The 22,798-nt window shown below is 61.8% G+C and carries 20 protein-coding genes; 12 read left to right on the forward strand and 8 right to left on the reverse strand.

The genetic code is table 11. The features are described 5' to 3' along the window. Positions 1 to 20: 20 nt before the first annotated feature. The 4 genes from IEG05_RS17805 to IEG05_RS17820 all read right to left on the reverse strand — a co-directional run bounded on the left by IEG05_RS17805 (position 21) and on the right by IEG05_RS17820 (position 3,183). Positions 21 to 1,433, reverse strand: coding sequence for an MFS transporter (locus tag IEG05_RS17805; protein ID WP_046618759.1), 1,413 nt, complete (start codon positions 1,431 to 1,433; stop codon positions 21 to 23). Next, entirely contained in the window at positions 1,430 to 1,756 is a 327-nt protein-coding gene (locus IEG05_RS17810) for an AzlD domain-containing protein (protein WP_046618760.1), read from the reverse strand. The genes IEG05_RS17805 and IEG05_RS17810 overlap by 4 nt, the downstream gene beginning before the upstream one ends. Next, complete coding sequence (locus IEG05_RS17815; RefSeq protein ID WP_014821007.1) at positions 1,753 to 2,469, reverse strand: AzlC family ABC transporter permease; 717 nt, start codon at positions 2,467 to 2,469, stop codon at positions 1,753 to 1,755. Before IEG05_RS17815 ends, IEG05_RS17810 begins: the two co-directional genes overlap by 4 nt. A 153-nt stretch (positions 2,470 to 2,622) precedes the next feature. After that, positions 2,623 to 3,183 carry a GNAT family N-acetyltransferase gene (locus tag IEG05_RS17820; RefSeq protein WP_046618762.1) on the reverse strand — a complete coding sequence of 187 codons (561 nt, stop codon included), beginning with the start codon at positions 3,181 to 3,183 and terminating at the stop codon, positions 2,623 to 2,625. Positions 3,184 to 3,460: 277 nt separating this feature from the next. Here IEG05_RS17820 and IEG05_RS17825 point away from each other — a divergent pair, with 277 nt between their 5' ends. Both IEG05_RS17825 and IEG05_RS17830 read left to right on the forward strand, forming a co-directional pair. Then, entirely contained in the window at positions 3,461 to 6,928 is a 3,468-nt protein-coding gene (locus tag IEG05_RS17825) for a hybrid sensor histidine kinase/response regulator (protein WP_046618764.1), read from the forward strand. An 88-nt stretch (positions 6,929 to 7,016) separates the two neighbouring features. Continuing rightward, positions 7,017 to 8,264: an MgtC/SapB family protein gene (locus IEG05_RS17830; protein WP_046618766.1), complete on the forward strand. Its 1,248-nt coding sequence runs from the start codon at positions 7,017 to 7,019 to the stop codon at positions 8,262 to 8,264. A 9-nt stretch (positions 8,265 to 8,273) separates the two neighbouring features. Here the strand turns inward: IEG05_RS17830 and IEG05_RS17835 are convergent, their stop codons facing one another. Both IEG05_RS17835 and IEG05_RS17840 read right to left on the reverse strand, forming a co-directional pair. After that, positions 8,274 to 9,746: a DNA recombination protein RmuC gene (locus IEG05_RS17835; protein WP_046618768.1), complete on the reverse strand. Its 1,473-nt coding sequence runs from the start codon at positions 9,744 to 9,746 to the stop codon at positions 8,274 to 8,276. Positions 9,747 to 9,811: 65 nt separating this feature from the next. Then, positions 9,812 to 10,159, reverse strand: coding sequence for a tetratricopeptide repeat protein (locus IEG05_RS17840; protein WP_046618888.1), 348 nt, complete (start codon positions 10,157 to 10,159; stop codon positions 9,812 to 9,814). 546 nt (positions 10,160 to 10,705) lie between these two features. Between IEG05_RS17840 and IEG05_RS17845 the strand changes: the two genes are divergently transcribed. The 3 genes from IEG05_RS17845 to IEG05_RS17855 are packed head-to-tail and all read left to right on the forward strand — an operon-like array spanning position 10,706 to position 13,861. Beyond that, entirely contained in the window at positions 10,706 to 13,279 is a 2,574-nt protein-coding gene (locus tag IEG05_RS17845) for an intermembrane phospholipid transport YdbH family protein (RefSeq protein WP_046618770.1), read from the forward strand. Positions 13,280 to 13,316: 37 nt separating this feature from the next. Continuing rightward, positions 13,317 to 13,508, forward strand: a complete 192-nt coding sequence (locus IEG05_RS17850; RefSeq protein ID WP_014821014.1) for a YnbE family lipoprotein — start codon at positions 13,317 to 13,319, stop codon at positions 13,506 to 13,508. Positions 13,509 to 13,516: 8 nt separating this feature from the next. Beyond that, positions 13,517 to 13,861: a YdbL family probable chaperone protein gene (locus IEG05_RS17855; RefSeq protein ID WP_014821015.1), complete on the forward strand. Its 345-nt coding sequence runs from the start codon at positions 13,517 to 13,519 to the stop codon at positions 13,859 to 13,861. A gap of 48 nt (positions 13,862 to 13,909) precedes the next feature. On the opposite strand, the gene IEG05_RS17860 is transcribed toward IEG05_RS17855, so the two are convergent. Continuing rightward, positions 13,910 to 14,218 (reverse strand): hypothetical protein, encoded by a 309-nt coding sequence (locus IEG05_RS17860; RefSeq protein ID WP_046618772.1) that lies wholly within the window; start codon positions 14,216 to 14,218, stop codon positions 13,910 to 13,912. A 72-nt stretch (positions 14,219 to 14,290) separates the two neighbouring features. Beyond that, positions 14,291 to 16,657 (reverse strand): DNA polymerase II, encoded by a 2,367-nt coding sequence (locus tag IEG05_RS17865; RefSeq protein WP_046618773.1) that lies wholly within the window; start codon positions 16,655 to 16,657, stop codon positions 14,291 to 14,293. 360 nt (positions 16,658 to 17,017) lie between these two features. Between IEG05_RS17865 and IEG05_RS17870 the strand changes: the two genes are divergently transcribed. The 7 genes from IEG05_RS17870 to IEG05_RS17900 all read left to right on the forward strand — a co-directional run bounded on the left by IEG05_RS17870 (position 17,018) and on the right by IEG05_RS17900 (position 22,446). Beyond that, positions 17,018 to 18,301 (forward strand): tyrosine-type recombinase/integrase, encoded by a 1,284-nt coding sequence (locus IEG05_RS17870; RefSeq protein ID WP_052462862.1) that lies wholly within the window; start codon positions 17,018 to 17,020, stop codon positions 18,299 to 18,301. Positions 18,302 to 18,403: 102 nt separating this feature from the next. Then, entirely contained in the window at positions 18,404 to 19,234 is an 831-nt protein-coding gene (locus tag IEG05_RS17875; protein WP_041014568.1) for a DUF6387 family protein, read from the forward strand. Between the two features lie 113 nt (positions 19,235 to 19,347). Continuing rightward, positions 19,348 to 19,575 (forward strand): helix-turn-helix transcriptional regulator, encoded by a 228-nt coding sequence (locus IEG05_RS17880; RefSeq protein WP_041014569.1) that lies wholly within the window; start codon positions 19,348 to 19,350, stop codon positions 19,573 to 19,575. Positions 19,576 to 19,723: 148 nt separating this feature from the next. Further along, complete coding sequence (locus IEG05_RS17885) at positions 19,724 to 19,963, forward strand: hypothetical protein (protein WP_041014570.1); 240 nt, start codon at positions 19,724 to 19,726, stop codon at positions 19,961 to 19,963. Between the two features lie 68 nt (positions 19,964 to 20,031). Continuing rightward, the gene (locus IEG05_RS17890; protein ID WP_224742878.1) at positions 20,032 to 20,358 is read left to right on the forward strand and encodes a virulence-associated protein E; all 327 of its coding nucleotides are present in this window, start codon (positions 20,032 to 20,034) and stop codon (positions 20,356 to 20,358) included. Then, on the forward strand, positions 20,355 to 21,869 hold the full coding sequence (locus IEG05_RS17895; protein ID WP_052462863.1) for a YfjI family protein: 1,515 nt from the start codon (positions 20,355 to 20,357) through the stop codon (positions 21,867 to 21,869). The genes IEG05_RS17890 and IEG05_RS17895 overlap by 4 nt, the downstream gene beginning before the upstream one ends. Beyond that, complete coding sequence (locus IEG05_RS17900; RefSeq protein WP_041014572.1) at positions 21,853 to 22,446, forward strand: hypothetical protein; 594 nt, start codon at positions 21,853 to 21,855, stop codon at positions 22,444 to 22,446. Before IEG05_RS17895 ends, IEG05_RS17900 begins: the two co-directional genes overlap by 17 nt. The last annotated feature ends 352 nt before the right edge of the window (positions 22,447 to 22,798 follow it).

Raw genomic sequence — 22,798 nt, forward strand, 5'->3', positions numbered from 1 at the left:
TGATCGGCGCCCCGCTCCCCTCAACGCACCTTCAGCTGCAACGCCAGCGCCCCGCCCAATCGCTCCCCCAGCGACCAGATCAGAAAACGCTCGATGAACTCCGGCGCATCGACGAACAGCGCCCCGCAGACCAGCACGCTGAGCAACGAAACAGTCAGGAAAAGCTGCGGTATCGAGAGCTTCAGCAGCACCAGCAGGACAATTGCGATGATCGCCGACGCGACCATGAACAGCGCATTGAGAATGTTGTTCGCTGCCACCACTCGCGAGCGCTCGTGAACCACACTGCGTGACTGGATCAGGGCATACAGCGGGACGATGTACAGCCCACCGAAAATCCCCAGCCCGAGGATATCCATCAGTACCCACCAGGCAGAAGGCTCGCCGAGCAGCGCAAGCCAGTCGACCGTACCCACAGGCTCCACGTGGCCGCTCGCATGCCACCACAGCAGCACTCCGCAAAGGCTCAGGCCAATGGCTCCGAACGGGACCAGGCCGATCTCCACGTGATGCCGCGACAGCCGCTCGCAAAGCAGCGATCCCAGCGCGATGCCGACCGAAAACAGCGTCAGGATCAACGTCACCACGCTTTCATCGCCACCGAGATAGTCCTTGGCAAACGCCGGGATCTGCGTCAGGTAAGTCGCACCGAGAAACCAGAACCAGGAATTGCCCAGCATGGCCCGGGACACCGCCCGCTGCTGACCGAGCCCCAGCCGCAGAATGCGCCATGACTGACGCAGCACGCGCCAATCCATATGCAGGGTCGGCAGCGCTGCCGTACCGGCTGGAATGGCCAGACTGGCGAGATAACCGACGAGCGCGATCAGCACCACGCTGATCGCCACCAGCTCGGCGTAGCCCTCGCTCGCCATCAACACACCCGCACCGATGGTGCCCCCGAGAATCGCCAGGAACGTTCCCATCTCTACCAGCGCATTGCCTCCCACCAGCTCATCCTCGGCGAGCTGCTGCGGCAGGATCGAGTACTTGACCGGACCAAACAGCGCCGACTGGGTGCCCATGCAGAACAGCACCGCAAGCAATACCGGTAGGTTGCCGAGCGACATGCCGAGCGCCCCGACAAGCATGATCAGGATCTCGGCGAACTTGATTCTGCGAATCAGCCAGGCCTTCTCGAAGCGCTCGCCGAACTGGCCACCCAGCGCGGAGAACAGAAAGAACGGCAGGATGAACAGCAGCGCACAAAGATTGATAAGCAGACTCTTGTCGGCGCCAGTGCCGATCTTGAACAGAATCGCCAGGATCAACGCCTGCTTGAACACGTTGTCGTTGAATGCACCGAGCAGCTGCGTGCAGAAAAAAGGCAGGAAGCGACGCTTGCCGAGCAGGCGAAACTGCGAATGCGTATTCGCCGGTCCGCCAGCTGGCAAACGCCTTGTAGAGCTAGCCCCGGTCGATTCCTGATTCATATCGGCAACTGCCCGAAAGCCCAGCGCAGCAGAAAGAAGCTCAGCAGTCCGCCGGCGATAGTCGCCAGCAGGTTGCGGCTAAACGCAGCTATGACGATCGCCAACAGCCCCGCGAGCAGATAGGCATTGTCCGGGCGCAACGCCCACTGCCCTTCCGGCATCAGCATTCCCGGCACCACGATGGCAGTCAGTACCGCCACCGGCACGTAATGCAGCCCCTGCTCGATAGCGCGGGGAAAGCGCAGGTTGGGCCAGGCGAAAAAGCTGTAGCGGATCACGAAGGTGATCGCCAGCATGCCGAAGATCAGCAACCAGGTCGTCATAGCGCCCCCTGCATGCGCGCAGCCGCTTCGGCGCGACGTTCGAGCCAGACGCCGACGACGATGCCGGCCATGGCGGCGGCGATCAGTCCGAGCTTGTAAGGCAGCTCCCAGGTCAGCAAGGCCACCGCGCCAGCCACCAGCGCCGAGGCCACCTGCGGGCGCGTCCGCATCATCGGCACCGCGATGCCGATGAAGGTGGCGATCATGGCGAAGTCCAGCCCCCAGCTGGCGATATCCGGAACCGCCTGACCGAAGGCGACACCCACCAGTGTCGACAACTGCCAGTTGATGTACATGGTCAGCGCGGCTCCGAGAAAGAACCAATGCTTGTACGGCGACTCATCGTCGCGGGCATAGCGGTTCTGCACCACGGCGAAGGCCTCGTCCGTGAGCCAGAACGCCAGAGGGGCGCGCCAGCGGCCCGGCAGATGACGAACGAATGGCTGCAGCGCGGCGCTGTACAAGGCATGCCGCAGATTGACCACGAAGGTGGTCAGCAGTACCACGGCTGCGCCTACGCCACCGGTTATCAGCGTGATCGCGATGAACTGTGCGGAACCGGCGAAGACCAGCGAAGACATGCCCATGGTCTGCCAGGGCGTCAATCCGGCGCCGACGGCCAGCGTGCCGAAGATGACGCCGAACGGAATCGCACCAAGGATCAACGGCAGAATGTCACGGCATCCGTGAACGAACTCTTGCGAGCGGGACATTGGAACTCCTGTAGCCAATTTTGCACCGAACCTTGCGTTGCCTATCGACCTCGTAGCGAAAGGCGTGGGTGGCGGACGGATCGACGCAAAACATGCGGCAAAGCACCGCACGATAACCGAACTCAGACGCTCAGGCGATGCGTCGCAGAGCAGTCAGTCGGCCGCGAGCCGCTGCTTGAGCTGCGGCCAGTCACGGTCGGTGATGCTGTACAGCACGGTATCGTCCAGACGACCGTCTGCCAGTCGCCGATGGTTACGCAGCAATCCTTCGCGTAGGGCACCTAGCTTTTCGATGGCCCGCTGCGAGCGGAGGTTACTGGCGGCAGTCTTCAGCTGCAGGCGAACCAACTGCCATTCTTCGAATGCGTGACGCAGCAGCAGGTACTTGATCGAGGCATTCAGCCCGGTGCCATGCTCCGCCTGATCCAGCCAGGTCCAGCCCAATTCGGCCGCCGGCAGGCTCAGATTGAAGTCGGCGAAGCGCGTGGTGCCGACCAGCTGCTCGGCCATGCGCACACTGAAGACAACCGCGCGCCCCTCGCGCTGTTCCGCCAGCGCATGGCGGTACCAGTCCGGCCGTAGCGGCCCGCTCATATATGTCAGCTCGGCGCGGTTCCGCTCTGCCAGGGCAACCAGCTCCGGGATATCCGCTTCCATCAGCGGCTCCAGGCGCAGCGCCCCGCGTTGCAGGGTTACCGGATGGGGGCTGAGCATGACATTCTCCTGTTATTGCGTCCGGGCAAATCGGCGGTTACCAGACAGTAACCCATGGCGCAGGAAACGCCGTACTTCGCGGACGACCGGCGATATTGCTGGCGGGCCCGCGCTAGACGCATGCGACCTTGGTCGCAACCCTGCACACGGGGTGACCATTGCTGCGAAACTTCGCGAACTCAGCATATTAACGAGTCACCAGGGCTGATTGAATTCGGCACCGTTACCGGCCCGCCGAGGCCTGCCTGGCACTCACCTTTCGTTTTCTGGAGTTTGCATGACGCTGTCAGGCGGGCTGATCGCCGCGGTCGCCCTCGTCTATATGGCCATTCTGTTCGCCATCGCTTTCTACGGCGACCGCAACAGCGCTTCCATGTCGCCGCGCCTGCGGCCTTGGGTCTATAGCCTTTCACTGGCGGTGTACTGCACCAGCTGGACCTTCTTCGGCGCTGTTGGCCAATCCGCCGAGCAGCTCTGGGCGTTCCTGCCGATCTATCTGGGCCCGATCCTGCTGATGCTGTTCGCACCGCATGTGATCCAGAAGATGATCATGATCAGCAAGCAGGAGAACATCACCTCCATTGCCGACTTCATCGCCGCCCGCTATGGCAAATCTCAACTGCTGGCAGTGGTTGTTACGCTGATCTGCCTGGTTGGCGTACTGCCGTACATCGCGCTGCAGCTCAAGGGCATCGTACTCGGCGTCAACCTGCTGAGCGGCATCAACATCGAGGTGGCCGGCACCGGCACGCGCGACACCGCGCTGATCGTCTCGATCGTGCTGGCGCTATTCACCATTCTGTTCGGCACGCGCAACCTCGATGTCACCGAGCATCACCGCGGCATGGTCCTGGCGATCGCTTTCGAATCACTGATCAAGCTGCTGGCATTCCTGGCGGTGGGCGCCTTCGTCACCTTCGGCCTGTTCGACGGCTTCGGCGATCTGTTCAATCAGGCCTATGATTCGCCGAACCTTGCCGGATTCTGGAGCGAAGGCGTCAACTGGTCAGCCATGCTGGTCCAGACCACCGTCGCGATGATGGCGATCGTCTGCCTGCCACGGCAGTTTCACGTTTCGGTGGTAGAGAACATCGAGCCGCGCGACTTCCGCCTGGCCCGCTGGGTGTTCCCGCTCTATCTGGTACTCGCCGCGGTATTCGTGATCCCGATCGCGCTGGCGGGACAGATGCTGTTGCACGCTGGCGTAACGCCGGACTCTTTCGTCATCAGCCTGCCGTTGGCCGAACTGCATCCCTGGCTCGCCCTGCTCGCCTTCATCGGCGGCGCCTCGGCGGCAACCGGCATGGTAATCGTCGCCAGCGTCGCGCTTTCGACCATGGTTTCCAACGACATGCTGCTGCCCTGGCTGCTGCGCCGCCAGGAAACCGAGCGCCCATTCGAGGCGTTCCGTCACTGGATGCTCTCGGTACGTCGCATCAGCATCGTCGTGATCCTGCTGCTCGCCTATGTCAGCTACCGCCTGCTCGGCTCCACGGCATCGCTGGCTACAATCGGCCAGATCGCCTTCGCCGCCATCACTCAGCTGGCCCCGGCGATGGTTGGTGCGCTGTATTGGAAGCAGGCCAACCGTCGCGGCGTGTTCGCCGGCCTGACCGCCGGCGCGGCAATCTGGTTCTATACGCTGATTGTTCCTCTGCTGGGCTGGCCGCTGGAAATGTTCCCGGGCCTGAGCTGGATGTACAACGGCGGCCTCGGTTTCGGCCTCAGCGGACTGACCCTGGGCGTGACCCTGTCGCTGATCGGCAATGCCACGCTGTTCTTCTGGGTATCCATCCTCACCCAGACCCACGTGGCCGAGCATTGGCAGGCCAGCCGTTTCATCGGTCAGGAGATCGCCTCCCCGACCGGTGCCCGCCGTCTGCTCGCCGTACGCGTCGAAGACCTGCTGGTCCTGGCATCCCGCTTCGTCGGCGCCGAGCGCGCCGAGCAGAGTTTCCAGCGCTTTGCCCGTCGCCACGGCCAGGACTTCTCGCCCAAGCTGCAGGCCGATGGTCAGTGGATCGCCCATACCGAACGCCTGCTGGCGGGCGTGCTCGGCGCGTCGTCCACCCGTGCGGTGGTCAAGGCAGCGCTGGAAGGCCGCGACATGCAGGTCGACGACGTGGTGCGCATCGTCGGCGAAGCGTCGGAGGTGCTGCAGTTCAACCGCGCACTGCTGCAAGGCGCGATCGAGAACATCACCCAGGGCATCAGCGTGGTCGATCAGTCGCTGCGCCTGGTGGCATGGAACCATCGCTATCTCGAACTCTTCGAGTACCCGGACGGGCTGGTCTACATCGGCCGCCCGATCGCCGACATCATCCGCTACAACGCCGAACGCGGACTATGCGGTCCCGGTGATCCCGACACCCACGTGGCCAAGCGCCTGTACTGGATGCGCCAAGGTCGCGCGCATACGTCCGAGCGGCTGTTCCCCAACGGCCGCGTCGTGGAGCTGATCGGCAACCCGATGCCGGGCGGCGGCTTCGTGATGAGCTTCAGTGACATCACCGCCTACCGCGAAGCCGAACGCGCCTTGAAAGATGCCAACGAAGGTCTCGAACAGCGCGTCAGCGAGCGGACCCAGGAACTGTCGCAGCTCAACCAGGCGCTGATCGAAGCCAAGAGCACCGCGGAAGCGGCCAACCAGTCGAAGACCCGCTTCCTCGCCGCCGTCAGCCACGACCTGATGCAGCCGCTCAACGCCGCACGGCTGTTCTCCGCCGCACTGTCGCATCAGCAGAGCGCGCTGCCCAGCGAGGCCCAGGAACTGGTGCAGCATCTCGACAGTTCGCTGCGTTCGGCTGAAGACCTGATCACCGACCTGTTGGATATCTCGCGCCTGGAAAGCGGTCGGGTGACTCCGGATCGCAACCCCTTCCCGCTCGCCACGCTGTTCGACACGCTGGGCACGGAGTTCACCGCCCTGGCCCGCGAACAGGGGGTCAACTTCCGCGTGCACGGCAGCAAGCTGCGCGTCGACAGTGACATCCGCCTGCTCCGTCGCGTGCTGCAGAACTTCCTCACCAATGCCTTCCGTTACGCCAAGGGCCGCGTGGTACTCGGCGTGCGCCGGCAAGGCGCATCACTGCGGCTCGAAGTCTGGGACCGCGGCCCGGGCATCCCGCATGACAAGCTGAAGGTGATCTTCGAGGAGTTCAAACGCCTGGACAGCCACCAGACCCGCGCGGAGAAAGGTCTGGGCCTGGGCCTGGCCATCGCCGACGGTCTCTGCCACGTACTCGAACACCCGCTGGAAGTGCGCTCCTGGCCGGGCAAGGGCAGCGTGTTCAGCGTCACCGTGCCGGTCGCCCGTGCATTGAGCCAGCCGCGCCCGGCAGCCAAGCGTGGCGAGCCGCAGCACACCGCGTTGACCGGCACTCAGGTGCTTTGCATCGATAACGAGGACAGCATTCTGGTCGGCATGAACAGCCTGCTCACCCGCTGGGGTTGCCAGGTATGGACCGCCAGCAACCGCGCCGAATGCGAAGCGCTGCTGGCCGAGGACATTCGCCCGCAACTGGTACTGGTCGACTACCACCTCGACGAGGGCCAGACCGGCACCGAGCTGATGGCCTGGTTGCGCACTCGGCTGGGCGAGCCGGTGCCCGGCGTGGTGATCAGTGCCGATGGCCGCCCGGAACTGGTGGCGGCGATTCACGCAAGCGGCCTGGATTTCCTCGCCAAGCCGGTCAAGCCTGCGGCGTTGCGCGCCCTGATGAGCCGGCACCTGACGCTTCAGTAAACAGGCGACCTCGGCCAGCGGGTGAAACAATCGCGGCCGAGGCCGGTTACACTGCTGGCAATTTGCACACTTGGCGGCAAGGTGGCCGATGACGCTCGAGCTTTTTCTCAACCTCGCCACGGCGCTTGCCGTCGGGCTACTGATCGGCACCGAACGTAGCTGGAGCGGCAGAGACGGCCCCGGCCAGGAGCTGGTCGCCGGGGTCCGCACCTTCGGCCTGTCGGGCCTGTTCGGCGGGCTCGCGGCGGTTAGCGTCAGCCATCTCGGCGGCTCTGCCTGGGTGGCCATGTTCGCCATGCTCGCGCTGCTGGTCATTGCCGGCTATCTGATCGATGCGCGTCGCAGCGGCGACCATGGCATGACCACCGAGGTCGCCATGCTGCTGACCTTTGTTCTCGGCAGCCTGGCGGTCGCGGAGAGCCGGCAGCTCGCCGCCGCATGCGCCATCGTCGTGGCGCTGCTGCTGAGCCTGAAAGCCCCGCTGCATCAGGCGCTGAAGCGGCTCAGCGAGGCGGAACTGGGCGGCGCGCTGAAGATGCTGTTCATCTCCGTGGTGCTGCTGCCCACGCTGCCGAACCAGGGCTATGGCCCCTGGCAGGCACTCAATCCCTACACGACCTGGATGATGGTGGTACTGATCGCCGGAATCGGTTTCGCCGCATACGTGGCGATCCGTATCCTTGGCCCTCGTCACGGCCTCTTCGTCACGGCGCTGCTTGGCGGCATCGTCTCCTCCACTGCGATGACCATCACGCTGGCGCGGCTGAACGCGCCGAAGCTGCGTGCCGCGCTCGCAGCCGGCCTGCTGGCGACGTCGGCGCTCATGTTTCCTCGCGTTCTACTGGAGGTGGGACTAGTCAATCCGGCGCTGCTTCCTGGCCTGATCCTGCCTCTGGCGTGCGCCGGCGCCATCTATACAGCAGGTGCAATCTTCTATTACCTGCTGGCAGCCAAAACGCCCACAGACACTGCCGAGCCCCTGCTGAAGAACCCGTTCGAGCTGGGACCGGCGCTACGCTTCGCCGCCTTGCTGGTGTTGATCCTGCTACTGGTCGAGGGGGCACGGCGCTGGCTGGGCGATGCCGGCATCTACATGGTGTCGCTGGTCGCAGGTCTGACCGATGTGGATGCGATCACCCTCTCGCTGGCCAACAATGCCCGCGACGGGCTCAGTCACGAGGTCGCGTCGCGCGGCATCGTATTCGCCGTGCTGAGCAACAGCCTGGTCAAGGCCATGCTGATCGCCTTCATCGGTGGCCGTGAACTGGCTATCCGTACCCTGCCGATCATGTTCGCCGGGCTGCTGACCGCGCTCGCCGTGCTGCTGTTGCGTTAGCGCCGCGATCTAGTCGCCCGCCTCGCTGAGTTCCTCGGCACCGGCACGCTCCAGCCAGTCGCCCGGCAAGCGCTTGCTGGCCCGCGCACCGAGCGACTTCAATTGCTCGGCTCGACCAACAAGGTTGCCGCGACCATCGCTAAGCTTGTTGCGCGCCGCCAGGTAAGCACGATCCACCTGCTGCAAGCGGCTGCCGATCTCATCGAGATCCTGGATGAAGGCTACGAACTTGTCGTAAAGCCCGCCGGCTTTCTCGGCGATCTCCCGGGCGTTCTGGCTTTGCCGCTCCTGCCGCCAGAGGCTGTCGATGACCCGCAGGGTGGCGAGCAAGGTCGTCGGACTGACGATCACGATGTGCCGCCCATAGGCTTCCTGGAACAGATCGGGATCTGCCTGCAGCGCGGCCGCGAAAGCCGCCTCGATCGGCACGAACAGCAGCACGAAGTCGAGGCTCTGCAAGCCATCGAGGCGCTGGTAGTCCTTCAGCGAGAGCCCCTTGAGGTGGCTGCGCAGCGATTGCACATGCTGCTTGAGCGCCAGCGCCCGGCTGCCTTCATCCTCGGCGCAGGTCAGCGCCTGATAGGCGGTCAGACTGACTTTGGCATCAACCACGACCTGTTTGTCCCCGGGCAGATGGATCAGCACATCCGGCTGAAAACGCTCACCGTCAGGGCTCTTCAGGCTGACCTGCGTACGGTACTCGCGACCCTTCTCCAGCCCGGCGTGCTCCAGCACCTTTTCCAGCACCAGCTCGCCCCAGTTGCCCTGTGTCTTCTGCCCTTGCAGCGCACGGGTCAGGTTGGTCGCTTCATCACCAAGGCGTTGGTTCAGCTGCTGCAGGCGCTCCAGCTCGCGAGCCAAGGAGAAGCGCTCGCGCGCTTCGTTCTGGTAGCTCTCCTCGACTCGCTTCTCGAACGACTGGATGCGTTCCTTCAGCGGTTCGAGCAGCTGTCCCAGGCGCTCATGGCTGGACTCGCTGAAACGCTGCTCACGCTCGTCGAAGATTTTGCCGGCCAGCTCAGCGAACTGTGCCCGCAGGTCGTCACGCGCTGCCTGCAGGTCTGCCAGCCTTTGCTGATGGGCGTTGTGCTGTTCGCGCAGTTCGGCTTCGAGTGCAGCATGGGTCGCGCTCAACCGGCGCAGTTCACCTTGCTGGGCGTCGCGCTCGGCTTGCAGGTCGGCAATGGTTTCATCATGGCCGTCACGCTGCGTGCGCAACAGTTCGGCCTCGCGGCGCAACGCAGCCAGCTCGGCCTGTTGCGCTGATTTGATGCCACTCAACTCGGCCAGCTCGATCCGACAGCCCTCCAGCTGCGCCGTCAGCCCCTCCTGCGCCAGGGTGGCCTGTCGGAGCCGCTCATCGAGCAACGCCTGTTCGGACTCGCTGGCGGACAGGCGGCGCTGCAGATAAAGGCTCAGCCCAGCCAGGGCAGCCAGGCCGAGCGCCAGACCAATCAATAGATGAAGAGGATCAAAGGACATGAAGGGCTCCGGCAAAAGTGCCGGGCAGTATAGCGAGCCGCAGGTGGGTGGTCAGGCGGGTGCCGTCAGCCCTTGAACCGCTGAAGGAAGCTCGCAGCCTCCTGGGAACCCTGTGCGGCGGCTTGCTCGAGCCACAGGCGCGCCTTGGCAGGTTCGCTGTGGTCGGGCTGGCAATAAAGGCGTCCCAGCTCCAGCTGTGCCTGGCAGTCGCCTGCACGGGCCGCCTGACGCAGCAGCTCGAAACCGATACGGCGGTCGCGCTGACCATCGCACTCGCAGCACAGCAGACGCCCCAGACGACTCTGCGCTTCCACCACGCCCTCACGCGCCGGCTGCTTGAGCAGGCGCCCCGCAATCCGCTTGACACCCTGATTTCTGCCCAGGTGCTGGCTATTGAGCAACCACAGCGCCATGCGCAGCGGCAACCGTGCCGTAGGGGCGGTAGTGGCGAAGGAGGCGGAGGAGGCTGTACGCGTTCTCATGCACATCTGGGGGCTGGATGAATAAGGTCGCGCACTCTACTCCTTTTTTCCGAGAGTTAAAGTCTTGTCAAAAGCGAAAAAATTAGATCCGGATCACACTAAAAAATTAATCCACAGAAGCTGTGGATAAGTCAGTGGACAAACAGAAGACAAATCTATGAATGCCACGTCTCATGGGGGCTGCGCTTAAACTGACGTTTTTTTCGCCAATGAAAAAAGTGCTTATTTTTCAATTGGTTATTAACGATCTATGAGTTCAGGCGATTTGCGACAGTTTGTCATAAGGCCTTGACAGGCATGCTGCGCAAATGTGCACAAGTTCAGCGCACCCGGCGCGAAGCGGCTTGCCACAAGGGTTGCAGCGGCACAAGAGCGAACTTTCAGACAAAGCTGTTGTCGTCCTGCGCACCTTGCCGGAGCACGGTAGCTACGCTTGTTCTGCGGCTATGCTGTACGCCTCGCATTCTGGAACTGGAAATGACGAAACCGTCGAGAATACTGCGCTGGCTGCTGGTTAGCCTGCTGCTACTGCTGCTGCTTGCCGGCGGTTTCGCCTGGTATCAATGGACAGCGTTCAAGCGCGAACAAGGCATCGTCGAACTCGACTGGCAGGGGCTGCGTGTCTCTTTCAGAAGCATATCGATCCGCCAGCTTGACTATGCACAGCTGACCGAGAACGGCCTCAACCTGACCGTCCGGGCTGAAAATATCGCGCTGCGAGTTCCCAGCATTTTTCAGCCATTTCCACCACAATCGCTTCAAATAGATCGCCTCAGCACGACCCTACTCTCGCTACCGCATGCCGGGAACGAGAGCTCGCCTCCGCGCGACGCCGAGCAATATGCACGCTGGGGGGCGTGGCTGCCGCAGCGAATGACCATAGCTGATTTGAGGATGGACCTCCCCTGCGCGAAGGGTCGGTGCGACGAACGGGGCAGCCTGTGGCTGGAACACGCCGGCGAAACACTGCTGCCTGTCGATGCCCGGCTGGACCTGCGACGCAACGAACACCGTGTTTCGCTGATCGTCAGTGCACAGGGACCAGACCCCATGCACAGCCTGATCGAAGCCAGACTGCTGATCGACGAGCAGCCGCGCCTGGAAGGCCGTAACCGGTTCAACCTCCTCGGCAACACCCTGCGATTCGATGGCACCCTTGCCATGGGCAGCTTGCCGGAAGCGCCCTGGCTGTTGAGCTGGCTAAGCGAATGGACCGGCTACGAACCCACCCCGCTGCCAGACATGCCTGCTGACATGCGGCTTGGCGCAGGTTGGGCGCTTAGCGTGCCTCGCTCGACAGACGGCACGCTCGAATGGCGCCGTGCCGGCGGGGAGCTGCGTCTCTCCGGCCACTTGCCGGCGCCGTGGCCAATCATCGGGCTTGGCGAGGTGCAAGGCGATATCGACCTCACGGCTAATGGACAGGATGGCCTGTGGCTGCCTACCGAGCTGAAAGCCAATGTCCAGCTACGCCCCGAACCGGCGCTCGTCGCCGACCTTCCCGAGAATGTGCGACCTGAGTGGCTGAACATCCAGATCGAGCCCTTGGATGCCGAAACCGATCAAGACGAACTGCCGCTACAGGTCAAGCTGGACGCCCAAGGCGCCACACCGGCGACCCTGCAGGCACGGGTGCGACTGAATACCGCACCGCCATATGTACTGCAGATCGAGCAGGCGCAACTGCAACTGCGCAGTAGCAAGCTGAAGCTGGATGCGCTTTCGCTAGGAGGTCTGGAGGCCACGCTGGACTTCTCCGGTCGTGCGGACCTCGAGCAGATCGATGTACAGCTGCATAAAAGCTCACGGGCCACCCTCACCGACCTGACCAGCGGAGAACTCACTGCCCGCCAACTGCAGGCCCTGCTCTCCCAACCGCTCAGCCTGCATCTCGACCGCCGCAACTCAGAGCCGCCTAGCTGGCGCGTACAGGGGCCGCTGGACCTGCGCGTCAGCCGACTGGATCACCCGCGACTGATCTCCCAGGGCTGGCACTGGAGCGGGCAGCTGGAAGCTGATGCCACAAAACTGGCAGCGACCGGCCCATTGAGCAACGATGTCGGGCTGACACTGGCAGCAAACCTGAACAAGCGCTGGAACGGCCCACTACAGGCAAGCGGCAAGCTAAAGGAGATCTTTCTGCGCGCCGGCAACCCGCTTGCCCGCAGCTTCACAGCCTGGCCGGAGATGCTCGAACTGAACAGCGGGCGCCTGCTGGCTGATGGCACGCTTTCTGTGCCAGCTGGCAGCACACCGCCATCCGCCAGGCTCACGCTGGAGGCCCGGGGACTGGCCGGCATCATCGACCGCGCCGAGATATCCGGGCTCGACGCAAGAATCGCTGCAAGCCTCGAGCGCAACCGCCTGGAGCTGGATATAACCGAGCTGCGCCTCGCTCAGCTCAATCCCGGATTCACTTTTGGCCCGCTGCTGCTGCGCGGAAACTATCGCACCGATCTCGCTCATCCAGTGCAAGGCCAGCTGCGCTGGGCAACCGCGGAAACCCAAATCTTCGGCGGCAGGTTCTGGCTCGCCCCCGCCACGCTCGACCTGGCTGCACCGCAGCAACAATTAAGCGCCAAGCTGCAAGGACTGCAACTGAGCGACATGCTCGCCGCCTACCCTACCGAAGGGCTCGATGGCAGCGGCCTGATTGATGGCAGCTTCGACATTCGCCGCAGCGCACTCGGGTTCAGCGTCGACCAGGGCGAGCTGGCCGCGCGCGCACCCGGCGGTGTACTGCGCTTTCGTTCGCCGAAGATAGAAGCCCTTGGTCAGTCGAACCCGGCCATGAAGATCGTCACCGAAGCCCTGCACGATTTTCATTATGATCGGCTGAGTAGTGACGTCCGCTATGATGAGAGCGGCAAACTGAACCTCGCGCTGCGCCTGAACGGCCGCAACCCAGCCCTGGAAGGAGGCCGCCCGATCAATTTTTCGATCAATCTAGAAGAGGACATTCCGGCGCTGCTGACCAGCCTGCAACTGAGCGACCGGGTAAGCGAAACAATTCAACGACGGGTGCAGGAACATCTTCAACGCCTTCAATGAGGCCCTGCAGCCGCTAGCCGACACAGGAGAGACCGCCATGCGGTTGCGCCAATCGCTGACCATTCTGCTGCTGGCCATGCTCGCCAGCGCCTGTACGCCGCGGGTGGAACTGGCCGTACCGAACGAGCCGATCAACATCAACCTGAACGTAAAGATCGAACATGAGATTTACATCCGAGTGGACAAGCAGCTCGACTCGATCATTAACGAAGACAGCGGACTGTTCTGAGGACGACGATGAAAACCTATCTGAAATTGGCAAGCCTGCTGTTGGCACTCATGATCGCTCTGCCAGCGGCAGCCATGACACTCAACGAAGCCATGTCCGCCCTGGGTGACGCCAAGGCCAGCGGCTTGCTTGGCGAGAAGCCCGACGGCTATCTCGGAGTGGTGCGGTCCAGCCAGAACGCCGAGGACATCGCAAGCCAGATCAATCAGGCGCGCCGAGCCGAGTACCACCGCGTCGCCAAGCAGAACGGCATCAGCGTCAGCGACGTGGAAGCCATCGCCGGCAAGAAAGCCATCGAGAAGACGCCCTCGGGCCAGATCATTCAGCTCAACGGCAACTGGGTTCGCAAGTAACCGACGATGATGGCCGGGTCCGCCGGCCATCGCTCTTCGCGGCAGCGCCTACAGCAGCGTCAGAGCGTGTGCCCGGATCACCAGGCTCTCCTGCCGAAACCGGCGCTCCAGCTCGGCGCGATAATCTGCCCACCAGTCCTTGTCTAGATCATTGGCCATGACTTCGTAGACCACCGACTCGTCATGAACCGCGTTGTCGCCCTCTTCCAGCCAATAGCCACTCGCCGGGGCTCGCGAATAGGTGGTCAGGCCACCGAAACGCTCGATGAGCTCATCACGCACAGCACGGAAAGACGACTTCGGCAGCGCCTGCTGATCGTTGTCGTAAAGCGGTAGCAGCAACTGAATCAGGTACATGTCGGAGCTCCAATGAATGTTGCTCGACATATGACCGGTGCGGCACTAGATAGATGCCGCCAGCCGACGAATTCAGAACAAGCCGAGCTGCCCATCGACGAGCGACGCGAAGTCATCGCCCACGAAGGGCAGAATTGCATCCGCCACGGGCTGCAGTTGCCGCGTTACATAGTGGTCGTAGTCGACGGCCGATGACCGTGTTTCCAGCGGCTCGGGCCCGGCGACCGTCATCAGGTAGCTGATCCAGCCACCGTTCTGATACTGCCGAGGCCGCCCCTGACGGTCGTTGTAGTCATCCGCCAAACGCGCCGCACGCACATGGGGTGGCACATTGCGCTGGTAGTCATCGAGCCTGCGGCGCAAGCGCTTGCGATAGATCAGCAGCTCATCCAGCTCACCGGCCAGCGTGCGCCGTACGTAGTCGCGCACGTACTCCCCATGCGGCTGGCGGTGGAAGATGCGCTGGTAGAGCTCCTGCTGAAAGCGCTGGGCCAATGGCGACCAGTCGGTACGCACGGTTTCCAGCCCCTTGAAGACCATACCGTCGCTGCCATCGGGCCGGGTGATCAGTCCGGCATAACGTTTCTTGCTGCCCTCCTCCGCACCACGAATGGTCGGCATCAAAAAGCGCCGGAAATGGGTTTCGTATTGCAGCTCCAGCGCACTACCCAGCCCGTACTCGGACTGCAGATACACTCGCCACCAATCATTGATGTGCTGTACCAGCTGACGGCCGATCAGCGCCGCCTCGTCATCCGAATGCGCTTTGCGCAGCCAGACGAACGTGGAATCGGTATCGCCATAGATGACGGCATGCCCCTGCGCCTCGATCAGCTCCCGTGTGCGCCGCATGATCTCGTGACCGCGCAGGGTGATGGACGAGGCCAGGCGCGTATCGAAGAAACGGCAGCCACTGGAACCGAGCACGCCGTAGAAGGCATTCATGATGATTTTCAGCGCCTGCGACAACGGCTTGTTGTGCTCGCGTTTCGCCGTTTCGCGCCCCTCCCAGACGCGCTCCACGATTGCCGGCAGACAGTGCCTAGTCCGCGAGAAGCGCGCACCGCGGAAGCCGGGAATCGACTGTTCGTCATCCGGCTGGCGCAGCCCGTCGATCAACCCCACCGGGTCGATGAGAAAGGTTCGTATGATCGACGGATAGAGGCTCTTGTAATCGAGCACCAGTACTGATTCGTAAAGCCCCGGCTGCGAACTCATCACGAAGCCACCCGGGCTGGCCTCTGGCTGCCGCTCGCCAAGATTCGGCGCGACGAAGCCCTGGCGATGCATCAGCGGCAGGTACAGATGCTCGAAGGCCGCGACCGAACCGCCACTGCGATCGGCAGCCAGCCCGGTTACCGTGGCGCGCTCGAGAAGGAAGGTCAGCAGTTCGGTGCGGGCGAAGATGCGTGTTACCAGCTCGCAATCCTTGAGGTTGTAGCGCGCCAGAGCCGGTTTGTCCTCGGCGAACATGCGATCGATTTCCGCCATGCGCTGGTAGGGATTGTCGATGGCCTTGCCTTCACCCAGAAGGGTCTGGGCGACATTCTCCAGGCTAAAGGAGGGGAAGCTCCAGGTCGCCGAGCGAAGCGCCTCGATGCCGTCGATAATCAAGCGCCCAGCGGCCGCGGCGAAATAATGATTGCCGCGACCGCCGTGCTCGCGCCACTCCATCTCCGCACCACCGCGCCCCAGACGCAATGGCACTTGCAGGCGCTGCGAATGATCGCGCAGCACGCGCAGATCGAACTGCACCAGATTCCAGCCGATGATCGCATCCGGGTCATGCTCGGCGACCCAGTCGTTCAGCCGCTCGAGCAACTCGCGTCGGCTATCGCAATACTGCAGAGAAAAATCGACGGTCTTGCCCTGCCCGTTTTCCGGCCCGAGCATGTAGACCTGACGCTGGCCACAGCCCTCCAGGGCAATCGAATAGAGCTCGCCGCGGGCGGTAGTTTCAATATCCAGCGAAACCAGTCTTAGCTTCGGCCGGTAGTCAGGCGCCGGTTTGAGCTGCGCATCGATCGACGCACCGTCACCGCCAGACGCATCTGAAAAGGACACCGGCGCGGTGATGAAACGCTCCATCAGGTAGCGCTCGGGCGGACGGATATCGGACTCATAGACGTCCACCCCGGCCTCACGCAGCAACCGCGCGCAATCCAGCAAGCGACGGTACGAACGGCTGTACAACCCCATCACTGGCCGATGGCGGAAGTCGTACAAGGCCAGCGATCGCAATTCCACATCGCGCTCGCGACGTAGCAGCGCTTCAGCAAGAGGACGCTGCTCTTCGGGGATGAAAGCGACGGAATCTTGATGCGGGACACGTAGCTGCCGTGCGCCAGCGTCGGTGGCCAGCCAGAAACTGACCTCCGTACCCTCCGGCGCATCCCGCCAGTGCCGGGTCAGGATAAAGCCCCGCCGTAGCTGCGACATCCCCCCCCCTCGCTTCGCACAACACTGTGATGGCCATGCAGCAGACTGCACCTGCCGTTGAAGCGTAGCCATCATCAGACTAACCCGGCCGCCGCATACCAAGGCCACAAAAAGCAAAAACCCCCGGACTCTGTCGAGTGCAGGGGCTTAGGCTATATGTAATGGCGGAGAGATAGTCCGCCAATTCTACTTCCATCAAGAGTAAGCAACATCCGGTAAACCACGCTGTATCCTTTTTATTTCGGGCTTTTCAGCCTATCATCGTCCAGAGAGCGCCAGACGTTTACACCCAAAGCTACCGGCAAAGGTGTGGGTCAGAGTGTAGGTCAGAGTTCAGACGATGTAGGTCGGGAGGCGCGAATGGGAAAGCTGACGGTTCGAACCGTGGACAGTCTGGTGAAAGCCGGAACGTCCGGCATGACCGGCGATGGCGAAGGGCTGTACTTTCAAATCAGCAAGACCGGGGGCACAAGCTGGGTTTTCCGCTACAAGGTTGCCGGCCGGCCTCGCATGATGGGCTTGGGACGATACCCCGAGACAAGCCTTGCAGAAGCCCGTGAAAAAGCCACAGAGTGCCGCAAGCTGACCAAAGCCGGCATTGACCCTCTTGATGCGCGAGACGCAAACCGTGAGCGTCAGCAACTGGAGGAGAAGAAAGAGCGCCAGCGCATCGAGCAAGAGCGCCTCGCCCTGGGGGTTGCCAAGGCCCGTGCCGTAACCTTCAAGACCGTGGCCACCGACTACATCGCTGCGCACCGCGCCGGCTGGAAGAACATCAAACACGCCCAACAATGGGAAAATACGCTCGCCACTTACGCCGAGCCCACCATTGGGCATCTGCCGACGCATGACGTAACCACAGCGCACCTGCTGCAGATCCTACAGCCGGTTTGGACAGAGAAGCCCGAGACCGCCAGCCGCGTGCGCAACCGCATTGAACTCGTACTGGATGCTGCGAAGGCGAGAGGGCTGCGCGAAGGCGAGAACCCGGCCCGCTGGCGTGGCCACCTGGACAAGCTGCTGCCCAAGCGGTCCAAGGTGCGCGCCGTGAAAAGCCATGCTGCTATGCGTTGGGCCGACCTGCCGGCGTTCATGGTCGAACTGGCGACGCTGGAGGCCAGCAGCGCCCGCGCTCTAGAGTTGACGATTCTCACTGCCTGCCGCACCAGCGAGGTATTAAACGCCAAGTGGGACGAGATTGATTACGAAGCGGCTACTTGGACGATCCCTGCGGAGCGGATGAAGGCCGGCAAGGCGCATCGCGTGCCGTTGTCCGATGCGGCGCTGGCCGTGCTGGACACCCTGCCCCGCATCGAGCGCAGCCCATTTTTGTTCCCAGGTATGAAACCCGGCAAGCCTCTCTCCAACCTGGCCATGACCATGACCATGCGACGCATGAACATAGGCCATCTAACCGTCCACGGCTTCCGCTCCACCTTCCGCGACTGGGCAGCGGAGCGCACGCATTATCCGCGCGAGGTCTGCGAAATGGCACTGGCTCATAAAATTGCCGAAGGGGCCGAAGCAGCTTACTGGCGCGGCGATATTTTCGATAAACGCCGTTCTCTGATGATTGACTGGGCGCAATACGCGACCACCTCACCAGCCGCTAATGTCATTCAGGGCGACTTCAAGCGCGCATGACCCAGACCCGGCCAGCCTAGCCCGACTGGGTGAAAAGCAGACTTCCCACCTGCCCGGCTGGCCGACCCATTCAGTAAGTGGGACGCCTGGGAGGGCGTAGCGGTGGCTAAGATTGCCCGAGTGAAAGATCTTCCGGAGTGGTTCGGTCTGGAAAAATACCAACAGACAGAGGCTTTTGGAGCTGCGGAGTGGCTTACCCAGCTCCGCGCACGCAAGTATGTTCACGACTGCTTCGTGTCTTTTACAAACGCGGGGCTAGATCTCCCCTACATGTCTGAGCTGCTACAGGCGGCCAAAACAGAGCTAACGCTCTTGAGAGAAAGCCCACTTGGAGATTTCTCCGACAGCACTTGGTCTCAAGTAATGGGAGATTTCTCGGAAGTTCCGTACGGGAACCCCGTGCGCGGCCTGACTTTGCTTGACCTGATAAATCAATATCGAGCTGACCATCAAGACTATGAAAACGGCCTTTGCCCGGAGAGCAAAAAGAACCGCTGGAGCCTAATCCAAACAACGTCCTTAAAGGTAATACCAGAAGAGCTTATCAGCACTTCAGTTGGGGCATTAATGGAAACCGGTGAACCTTTATTGGTCGACATGAGAGCGCCAGACCCAGTGCTGGTCGAAGCCTTTGTGGACTGGCTCAAGAAAGCACGAACACGGCAACCAATCAGCTCCAGCAAGCGAGAGCGCCCAGCCTATAGAGATTGGAAGGGGTACGGGCTGCTACCGTATTTAGATCTGCGGATCTGGCTAATGGAAACCGGCAACCGCATATCGCATCACGTCATGGCTGAGGCAGTTGGCTACTGCAAAGGAGGCGACAGTTTTCGAAAGACCGTTCCAAAGCTAGCCAACGACCTACTGTTTAGCTTGGCCGAATTAGAAGCGATGGCCGCCGTTGAGGCCACGTCGGAAAAACTCTACTCCTGACTTTTTCCGGAAAAACTCGGGACCTGAATCTCGGCATGGTGCCGTCCTGAGCTGGTGTATTGAATACATAGCCAAATCCACTACGCGTCGACGAACGCAATGGAGGTCTGGCTATGTCTGCCACTACCGCTACCCCGCCCCACCGCTTCTCCCGCCCCGAACGCCGTATCTACCGCTTACAGCAGGTCATGGACGCCACCGGCTTTGGCCGCGCCTGGATCTACGAATTGATGAAGCGCGGGGAGTTTCCCCAGGCTCGTAAGATTGGCACCCGCGCCGTTGGCTGGCCCAGCGATCAGATCGACCAGTGGGTCGCCGACCGCATGGAGGGCCGCGCGTGAAAAAGTCGACCCGCCCCGACGCAATAGGTCCTCTGTCGAAAGTTAGCTCTCATAGCTTCATCACGTTGCTGGACATGTACGGACACATCCTGAGCTTGATCCCCCCGCTGATATTGATCGCTCTGTGTTGGCTAGTGGAGGTTCGCGCTTGAACGTCTCTACCGAACACCACGCCGCGGATCATGAGGCGTTCATTCTTGACCGGATCTTCCCATTGGTTGTTGCCCATGCACGTGCGAGCAGCGCTCCGATCGAGGTCGTTGTAATGGCTACCCTTCTGAGCCTGGCGACAGTAATGCATATCAAAGGGTTGAGCCGCCGCACCCTGATTCAGTTAATCGACGCAACTCTCCTAACGATTCACGAAGCTCCGGAGGGCTTGCATTGATGCCCTCTCCGATCGATGTGGTACTCCCTCGCCTAGATGCCGTTAAGGCAATCGGAAAGCACAAATGGATGGCCCGCTGCCCTACCCGTGCGGACAAGACGCCGAGCCTGTCCATTCGTGAACTCGATGATGGACGCGTCCTGCTGCATGACTTCGGTGGCGAGAAAACCACTGACGTATTGGCCGCCATCGGCTTGGGCCTCGCCGACCTGCACCCGGGCAGCAAGCAGCGTCCCCCTCGTCGAAGCCCGAGCCGTGCCGCCATTGAGCATGAGCAGCACATCGTCGCTCTCGGTCTGTCGCTGCTCGCCCAAGGTAAGAACCTGTCGCCTTCCGATCTAAGTCGTTTAGAAACCGCACGCCGCCGCCTTGAAATGGTGGGGGTGCGCGCATGAACAAGGATCTCTACGCCTCTCATTGGCCCGAGCTCGAACAGCACGTGACTCCCCGGCCTTTGCCCGATGCGCTCCCCCCCGTACCGTCGATCGAGCCGGAGATGCTGCCGGAATCGATTCGATCTTATGTGCTGGACGTATCGCAACGAATGCAGTCGGCACCCGATTACGCTGCCGTAGTAGCCATTTGTGCCCTTTCTGCAGTGCTGGGCCGCAAGGCCCTGATACGCCCAAAGCAGCACGATGACTGGACCGTGACCCCGACCGCATGGGGAGCTCTCATCGGTGGGCCGAGCACAATGAAATCGCCATCGATGGCTGAAATGCTGCGTCCCCTCAATAGCATCGAGGCTCGCGCGGCGGTCGAATGGAAGGAACGCGCGAAGCAGTACAAGGCTGAAGTCGAAGTAAACGAAATTGAGATCAGTCTCGCCAAAACAACTGCTAGAAAGCTGATGCAGAAAGGCCAAAGAGAGGAAGCCATCATGTCGTTGGCATCCACGGAAGGCAGCGACGAGGAGCCGTCGTTAGAGCGGATTATTGTGAATGATGCTTCGTTCGAGGCGCTGGGCGAGCGGATGCGCGAGAACCCGAATGGGCTTTTGATGGTGCGTGACGAGCTGTCGGGTTGGATAAGTCTGTTGATGCAAGAGGACCGCCAATCGGATCGTGCATTCTTCCTGGAGGCATTTAACGGCAACAGTAGTTTCACCTATGACCGCATCGGACGTGGGACTGTCCGTATCGAGAATTGCACACTGTCGGTTATCGGCGGTATTCAACCCAGCCGTATCGCGCCCCTCGTGCGCGGTGCCCTGCGAGGTATCGCTGATGATGGTCTGATCCAGCGACTGCAGCTCGCCATCTGGCCTGACCCGGTCAAGTCGTGGCGATGGATCGACCGAGCGCCCGACACGTGCGCTCGTACCCGCTACTTCAACACCTTTGATCGCTTGCACGCCCTGGAGCTGCCAGGCAACGGGGATGAGCCGGCCTGCCTGCGATTCACACCCGAAGCGCAGGCCATGTTCATCGAATGGATGGAGGAGATCCAAATCGACGCTCGGGGCGATGAAATGCCTGCGGCGATGCAGAGTCACTTGCTCAAGATGCCCAAGACTGTTGCTGGTCTTGCTCTGCTGTTCGAGCTTCTGGACGGCGGCACCGAAGCGGTCGGAGGTGTCGCAACAGGTCGCGCTTTGGACTGGGGCGATTACTTACGCGGTCACGCAAACCGTCTGTACAGCGCCGCGACGCATGGTGGCATCGAAGGCGCCCGGCTGATTCTGAAACGCAAAGCAAAGCTGCCCAACCCTGTGAAGGCCCGAGAGATTCAGCGCCGGAGCTGGAGCGGGCTCTCTACTCCTGAGGAGGTCGCGAGTGCGCTTGAGGTGCTGGTCGATTATGGACATCTGACGGAGCAGGTGATGGACCCCTCACCAATGGGCGGCCGACCAACCAAAACGTACCGTTGGGTAGAGGAGGTCTCCAACGATGGGCAGGTGGCTTAACAAGGTCCAGAAATACACTGAGGGCACACCGACAGAACCGACAGAACCGACAGAACCGACAGAACTAGCTTTTGTCAGTTTCGTCGGTGCTGCATCAAGCAGTTTTCAGGAAAACGAATCGGTCGGACTGACTACCACCAATGGTCCCCGCCCGGATCGCGTCTGGCTGCACTTGATGGTGGTCGATGGCCGTGTAACCCAGCGAACCGGCGACCAGAAAACTGCGATCATCAAAGGCGAAGCGCACATGCGATACGGTGACAAGCTGCTGGCGGTGGTGCCCGTACCCGGCTTCGACCGCCCGCTTACCGAGGACGAAGTCATCAATGCTCTGGCAGGAACTCTTGGGGCGCCTGCAGCGCTTCCCTTGCCGTCAGATGCATGGCTGTTCCGTATTGCACGGCTGCTGGGAGTTCAGCCTGCCGAGCTACTAGACGGCAGGCATCTGGAACCACACGACCTAATCGAGCAGGCCGGCACTGCTCCTGAGCTAGTGGCTGAAACGATCCGGCGAAGTCCGGCCTGGATCAGCCGGCCGCGTGGCATCGGAAAGCAGGCTGAGACGTCCCTTTACTAGCAGTGGCCGTACCCATCCCAGCCCCACGACATGTATGGAGGGCGGAGCCACCAGTTGACCTTGTCCTCGGAGCCCGCCGGCATGATGGCATAATGGACCACATGCAGCATTTCTCTGCAGGTCTGGCCACTTGTCTTGTTCCACACCAATGACAATGGCGGTTGGTGGCCTCGGATGACCGAGATAGGAGCCTAGTCCGACGCTGGAGCGATTTTCTGCGTGCGGTGCGCTCCAACTGAGAGCTGTGCAGGGCTTATTCTTTCAAATAGTCCTCCTATGTCAGCCATAGCGTAGGGCTTCCCGAGTCTGCGAGCTCTTCAATCGTGTGCGTCCGGCCTCGGCCGCGAGGGCT

Origin of the sequence: Stutzerimonas kunmingensis (assembly GCF_014764705.1) — a bacterium.
GTDB lineage: Bacteria > Pseudomonadota > Gammaproteobacteria > Pseudomonadales > Pseudomonadaceae > Stutzerimonas.

Bases quoted from the DNA above. Each gene is read 5' to 3' on its own strand.
- IEG05_RS17805 (WP_046618759.1), bottom strand. From the start codon at position 1,433: ATGAATCAGGAATCGACCGGGGCTAGCTCTACAAGGCGTTTGCCAGCT.
- IEG05_RS17810 (WP_046618760.1), bottom strand. From the start codon at position 1,756: ATGACGACCTGGTTGCTGATCTTCGGCATGCTGGCGATCACCTTCGTG.
- IEG05_RS17815 (WP_014821007.1), bottom strand. From the start codon at position 2,469: ATGTCCCGCTCGCAAGAGTTCGTTCACGGATGCCGTGACATTCTGCCG.
- IEG05_RS17820 (WP_046618762.1), bottom strand. From the start codon at position 3,183: ATGCTCAGCCCCCATCCGGTAACCCTGCAACGCGGGGCGCTGCGCCTG.
- IEG05_RS17825 (WP_046618764.1), top strand. From the start codon at position 3,461: ATGACGCTGTCAGGCGGGCTGATCGCCGCGGTCGCCCTCGTCTATATG.
- IEG05_RS17830 (WP_046618766.1), top strand. From the start codon at position 7,017: ATGACGCTCGAGCTTTTTCTCAACCTCGCCACGGCGCTTGCCGTCGGG.
- IEG05_RS17835 (WP_046618768.1), bottom strand. From the start codon at position 9,746: ATGTCCTTTGATCCTCTTCATCTATTGATTGGTCTGGCGCTCGGCCTG.
- IEG05_RS17840 (WP_046618888.1), bottom strand. From the start codon at position 10,159: ATGGCGCTGTGGTTGCTCAATAGCCAGCACCTGGGCAGAAATCAGGGT.
- IEG05_RS17845 (WP_046618770.1), top strand. From the start codon at position 10,706: ATGACGAAACCGTCGAGAATACTGCGCTGGCTGCTGGTTAGCCTGCTG.
- IEG05_RS17850 (WP_014821014.1), top strand. From the start codon at position 13,317: ATGCGGTTGCGCCAATCGCTGACCATTCTGCTGCTGGCCATGCTCGCC.
- IEG05_RS17855 (WP_014821015.1), top strand. From the start codon at position 13,517: ATGAAAACCTATCTGAAATTGGCAAGCCTGCTGTTGGCACTCATGATC.
- IEG05_RS17860 (WP_046618772.1), bottom strand. From the start codon at position 14,218: ATGTACCTGATTCAGTTGCTGCTACCGCTTTACGACAACGATCAGCAG.
- IEG05_RS17865 (WP_046618773.1), bottom strand. From the start codon at position 16,657: ATGTCGCAGCTACGGCGGGGCTTTATCCTGACCCGGCACTGGCGGGAT.
- IEG05_RS17870 (WP_052462862.1), top strand. From the start codon at position 17,018: ATGGGAAAGCTGACGGTTCGAACCGTGGACAGTCTGGTGAAAGCCGGA.
- IEG05_RS17880 (WP_041014569.1), top strand. From the start codon at position 19,348: ATGTCTGCCACTACCGCTACCCCGCCCCACCGCTTCTCCCGCCCCGAA.
- IEG05_RS17890 (WP_224742878.1), top strand. From the start codon at position 20,032: ATGGCCCGCTGCCCTACCCGTGCGGACAAGACGCCGAGCCTGTCCATT.
- IEG05_RS17895 (WP_052462863.1), top strand. From the start codon at position 20,355: ATGAACAAGGATCTCTACGCCTCTCATTGGCCCGAGCTCGAACAGCAC.
- IEG05_RS17900 (WP_041014572.1), top strand. From the start codon at position 21,853: ATGGGCAGGTGGCTTAACAAGGTCCAGAAATACACTGAGGGCACACCG.